This is a genomic window from Tateyamaria sp. (assembly GCF_059783535.1).
In genome coordinates, this window is record NZ_JBYNDP010000205.1 from 1 (window position 1) to 4,800 (window position 4,800).

Annotated in this window: 6 protein-coding genes; all 6 read right to left on the reverse strand. The window is 57.1% G+C overall.

Annotated elements, in window-relative coordinates; genetic code table 11:
* Nucleotides 1-1,003: M56 family metallopeptidase (locus tag AC6RA8_RS21300; protein WP_500355686.1), on the reverse strand; the 1,003-nt coding region annotated here is incomplete at its 3' end.
* Nucleotides 990-1,385 (reverse strand): BlaI/MecI/CopY family transcriptional regulator, encoded by a 396-nt coding sequence (locus AC6RA8_RS21305; protein ID WP_189370976.1) that lies wholly within the window; start codon nucleotides 1,383-1,385, stop codon nucleotides 990-992. The genes AC6RA8_RS21305 and AC6RA8_RS21300, both read right to left, overlap by 14 nt.
* 80 nt (nucleotides 1,386-1,465) lie before the next feature.
* Complete coding sequence (locus AC6RA8_RS21310) at nucleotides 1,466-1,735, reverse strand: DUF2160 domain-containing protein (protein ID WP_500355694.1); 270 nt, start codon at nucleotides 1,733-1,735, stop codon at nucleotides 1,466-1,468.
* A 128-nt stretch (nucleotides 1,736-1,863) separates the two neighbouring features.
* On the reverse strand, nucleotides 1,864-2,661 hold the full coding sequence (locus AC6RA8_RS21315; RefSeq protein ID WP_189370974.1) for a carbohydrate ABC transporter permease: 798 nt from the start codon (nucleotides 2,659-2,661) through the stop codon (nucleotides 1,864-1,866).
* A gap of 144 nt (nucleotides 2,662-2,805) precedes the next feature.
* Nucleotides 2,806-3,669, reverse strand: a complete 864-nt coding sequence (locus AC6RA8_RS21320; protein ID WP_500355689.1) for a carbohydrate ABC transporter permease — start codon at nucleotides 3,667-3,669, stop codon at nucleotides 2,806-2,808.
* Nucleotides 3,666-4,739 carry an ABC transporter ATP-binding protein gene (locus AC6RA8_RS21325; protein WP_500355692.1) on the reverse strand — a complete coding sequence of 358 codons (1,074 nt, stop codon included), beginning with the start codon at nucleotides 4,737-4,739 and terminating at the stop codon, nucleotides 3,666-3,668. The genes AC6RA8_RS21320 and AC6RA8_RS21325 overlap by 4 nt, the downstream gene beginning before the upstream one ends.
* Nucleotides 4,740-4,800 lie beyond the last annotated feature (61 nt).

Sequence of the window (4,800 nt, forward strand, 5' to 3'; positions counted from 1 at the left end):
TCAGGGGCAACAGTGTCGCCAGAAACAACAAGCGCGGGTGGCGCAAATGGCGCATGTCCAAAAGCGATGTGATCCGCCGTTCAAGGAACGTCATACGACCATCCCGCAAAGCCGACCGATCGGCGGTGACCAAAGTGACCTTCGGTACAGCAACCACAAACATGCGGTCGCGTCTGAGGGTTTGCTGACAAACGGACAGTAACGTATCGCAATACGCGCGCACGTCGATCCGGCCACGGGTCAGCACTTCGGTATCACACGCGAACTCGCGCAGGTTTTCCACCTGACGCTTCCACGCATGGTAGGCCGGATTGAGAAAGAAGAAGGGCTTCAACGCTTCCAGCACAATCTCCCATTCGATGTCGCCCTGACGCAGGTGCTGCAATTCGTGCGCCAGCGTTACACTCAGCTCCTTGGGCTGGCCAAGCATATGCGAAGGAATAACAACGTAGTAATACCAAAGGCCCCGCGTCGAAAACGGAACCAACGTCTTGTCGGACAACCGAAGTCGAACACGCCCGAACCGACGCCACGCGTAGCTGGCGGACACGATGCGAAACAGGCAGAACATCGAAAACACCAGGCGCACCGTTCCAACGATCAGACCGACAAAGAACGCCGCGATAACCGTCCACGCTACCCATCCGACGGCATTGGTCACATTGCTCAGGAACGTGTCGCGCATGTTCACGAGCTTTTCGAACTCGGTTGCCTGCATGCTGAACCCGCCGTTCAGATAGTAGGCGACAACCATGTCCGACAGGTTGACGTTCACGGACTTGGCGTAGCCGTTCGACTGCAGGGTCGTGAACAGCAGAATGAGGAACGGCGAAAACACGATGGCCAGAAATACGCTGTTCAGCAGCCGCAACTGCGTTGCATAGCTGTGCGTCAGGCCCAACCGGTGAAACAGGAAGCGTGCGGCATACCAAAGGCCGTAGGCCACAACAAAAAGAATATTGGCATTGATGAATGCGTCGAGCAGCGCGTCACCCGGAATCATTTTTCAACCTCCGATCCACAAGCGCTCGGATTTGCCCCAATGCTTCCTCTGTCAATGCATCGTCGTTGACCAATCGCGCGACCAAAGACGCAGGCGTATCGTCAAACAATTTCATCGACAGATCCTTGAGTGAGCGGGTCTGGTACGCATCCTTGCCCAGCGTCGGCTTGAAGACATGGCGCTTGCCATCCTTGCGGCTGGTCACAAATTCCTTTTGCTCCAGAATGCGCAAGATGGTGGCAGCCGAGGTATAGGCCAGGTTCCGGTCTTCCGGCAGCTTGTCCAGAACGTCCCGTACGGTTCCCTCCCCCAGATCCCAAAGTTCTGTCATGAACTCCAGTTCAACCTCGGTCAGCAGTTCGCTTTTCTTCTTTTGTCTCATACCGTCCTATCCAAGACGTATCGCTCACTCGTTATGCCGGGCGAGTAAATACGAACTCTTTCGTTTTACAAAACGCTTTCTCACACCTTCCAGAAACAGAAGACACCCCACATGATGGCAAGGCCAAGCGGAATCCACAGCGGTTGACCCATCAGGCCAAGCCACAGCAGAAAGATATAGGCCGAGCCCAAAAGAGAGATGAACAGCCGGTCGCCTAAGGTGGTCGTCAGCCCGAGGATGCCTTTCCGCTCGATCCCATCGCGATATTTGACGACTTCGAGGACGCCGATGATCGCAATGGCGCCGAAGATGCCACAGAACAGGGCAAACGTTGCTGGTGTCCACGCCATCCAGAACGCAGGCCATAGCGGATCGGTCCACGAAAACCCCTTTTCCTCCTGTTGATTGGCGACATTGCCCCAGCCTTGGGCCAAGGCCGTCGTCGGCAACAGCGCGGCAAGATACAGAAGTCGTTTCATCACACCCTCCCCAGGGCAAAGCCCTTGGCGATGTAGTTACGGACAAAGTAGATCACGATGGCGCCAGGGATGATCGTCAACGTCCCCGCCGCCGCCAGCAGCCCCAACTCGTAGCCCGCTGACGATGCCGTCTTGGTCATCTCGGCCGCGATCGGTTTCGCCTGCACCGCCGTCAACGTCTTGGCCAGTAGCAACTCCACCCAAGAGAACATGAAGCAGAAGAACGCGGCCACCCCGACCCCCGCTTTGATTGTCGGCAGGAAGATCGTGACGAAGAAGTGGGGGAAGGAGTAACCGTCAACATAAGCCGTCTCGTCCAACTCCTTCGGCACACCGCCCATAAACCCTTCCAAAATCCAGACCGCGAGGGGAATGTTGAAGAGACAGTGCGCCAAGGCCACCGCGATATGTGTATCGAACAGGCCCACCGACGAATAAAGCTGGAAGAAGGGCAAGGCGAACACCGCCGCCGGTGCCATCCGGTTCGTCAGCAGCCAAAAAAACAGTTGTTTGTCCCCAAGGAACCGGTAGCGCGAGAACGCATAGGCCGCAGGCAAGGCCACAGCGACCGAGATCACCGTGTTCATCGACACATAGATGATCGAGTTGATGTAGCCCCAGTACCAGCTCGGGTCGGTGAAGATGACCTTGTAGTTGTCCAGCGTGAACGTCTGCGGGAACAGGCTGAAGCCCGACAGGATTTCGTTCGTCGTCTTGAACGACATCGCGACCAGCCAATAGATCGGCAGCATCAGGAACGCGATGTAGAGTATCGGAATAAGCGAGCGCTTACGCATGAGCAGACCCTCCGCCAAACGTCTGTTGAATAGAACAAAGGGCATGTCCGCGCCGCGGGGTGGGCAGTATGCCCGCCCCAGGGGGGCGGTGCAGGCATGCCCGACGGTGCCCGTCGGGCGCGACAGCGAACAAACGAACCGACATCATTGTGCGTCATCCTTCGTCATCAGAGTGTAGAACAGCCACGACACCAGCAGCGTGATCGCGAAATAGATCAGGCTCATCGCGGCGGCAGGCCCCAGATCAAACTGGCCCAAGGCGATCTTAACCAAGTCAATCGACAAGAGCGTCGTCGAGTTGCCCGGCCCGCCGCCTGTCAATACAAACGGTTCCGTATAGATATTGAAGCTATCCATAAATCGCAGCAGAATCGCGATGGTCAGAACCGTCTTCATCTTCGGCAACTGAATGTAGCGAAACACCTTCCAGGGCGAGGCCCCATCAATCTTGGCCGCCTGATAGTAGGCATCGGGGATCGATACGAGACCGGCATAAGACAGCAGCACCACCAGCGACGTCCAGTGCCATACATCCATGACAATGATCGTCACCCACGCCGCAAACGGGTTCTGGGTCATGTCATATGCAATACCTAAAACGTCATTCATGAAGTAGCCAAGCAGCCCGATCTTCGGCAGGGTAAAAATGTTCCACATCGCCCCAACCACGTTCCATGGGATCAACATGGGTAGTGCCATAAGCACCAAACACACCGGCACCCACATGCCTTTGCGCGGCATGGACAGGGCGATGATGATGCCAAGTGGAATCTCTATGATCAGGATCAGAAAGGTGAACAGAAACTGCCGTCCAAGTGCCGCCTGAAAACGGTCCGAGCGCAAGATTTGTTCGAACCAATCCAGCCCCTGCCAGAAAAACACGTTATTCCCGAACGTCTCCTGAACCGAGTAGTTGACCACGGTCATGATCGGCACCAGCGCGTTGAACGCCACCAACAGCAGCACTGGCAGAACAAAGAACCACGCCTTTTGGTTTTCGGTCTTCATGTCCGTGCCTCCGTCGACAACCATCCGTCGCGATACAGGCGCGTATGGTCAGGCCGGAAGGCCAGATGTATTTCTGCACCCTGCTCCGGCAATTCCCCCTCCACGATGGCTTTGACGGCCGTATCCCCCACCATCGCTTCGACAACTGCGTGGCGGCCCACGTCCGACACCTTGTGTACACGGGCAGGCAGGCCTGCATCGGCCAGCAATACAAACTCGGGACGCACGCCGATTTGCGTTGTTCCCCCCTGCCCGGTTACCGCGCCTTCCAGCGCGACCTGACGTCCCTGGAACCGCACGCCACCATCGCTTTCTTCGGCAGGCAGGACGTTCATGCCTGGTGATCCGATGAAGTGGCCCACAAAAGTGTGTTGCGGCCGCTCGAACAGCTCGACCGGGGTGCCGATCTGCACGATCTCGCCTTCCTGCATGACAACCACCTGGTCGGCAAAGGTCAGCGCTTCGGTCTGGTCATGGGTCACATAGATCATGGTCGCGCGCACCCGCTGGTGCAGCTCCTTCAGCTTTGACCGCAATTTCCATTTCAGATGCGGGTCGATCACTGTCAGCGGCTCGTCAAACATGACGACGTTCACGTCATCACGCACAAGGCCACGGCCCATCGATATCTTCTGCTTGTTGTCAGGGCTGAGGTGTGAGGCACGGATATCCAACATCTCCTCAACCTCAAGCATGGCAGCAATCTCTGCCACGCGCGCCGCGATCCGCCCCTCGTCCACGCCGCGATTGCGCAGGGGAAAGGCCAGGTTTTCGCGCACCGTCATCGTGTCGTAGATCACCGGGAACTGGAACACCTGCGCGATGTTGCGTTGATCAGGCGGCAGATCCGTCACATCCCGATCATCAAACAGGATGCGCCCCTCGGACGGGGTCAGCAGGCCCGAGATGATGTTGAGAAGTGTGGACTTGCCGCAGCCCGAAGGCCCAAGAAGCGCGTAAGCGCCGCCATCCTGCCAATCGAGGTCAATCTCCTTGAGCGCGTAGTCTTCCGACCCCGACGGGTTTGGCAGGTAGGAATGGCGGAGGTTCGAAAGCGTAATCTTTGCCATCAGGCGACGAGCCTCCCATCTTCTGCGAAATAGAAGGCCTGCGATGCATCCATGTAAAACG